1 protein-coding gene is annotated in these 269 nt (G+C 44.2%); it reads left to right on the top strand.

The genetic code is table 11. From position 1 onward, the window contains the following. A partial coding sequence (locus MN204_RS20740) for a hypothetical protein (protein ID WP_249872944.1) occupies window positions 1-216 on the top strand: 216 nt, incomplete at its 5' end. Between the last annotated feature and the right edge of the window lie 53 nt (window positions 217-269).

The following is a 269-nucleotide window of genomic DNA, read 5'->3' as shown; positions in this document are numbered from 1 at the left end:
AGGTCGACGAGAGGAAGAACAATCGATCGATGCGCATCCAATGCTATCGATCGACACCAAGAGATGCCTCGACAGATGAAGATTAATATCGATCGATGTACACAAGTACCATCGATCGATGTCGAGACATTGGACATGCGACATTTTGGATCCAGCAGACTTGAAGCCCAAGTCCAAGCCAAATTACGAAAATGCCCTGACGAGTTTTTAACCTAGTAGATTATATACTGCCTAAGTGTTTTGACGACAGGGAGAGCTTTTTGTTACAG

This window comes from Oceanobacillus saliphilus, assembly GCF_023522835.1.
GTDB classification, from domain to species: Bacteria; Bacillota; Bacilli; order Bacillales; family Amphibacillaceae; genus Oceanobacillus; species Oceanobacillus saliphilus.
The sequence above is the reverse complement of the archived record's forward strand: the minus strand, read 5'-3'. Positions and strand labels throughout refer to the sequence as shown.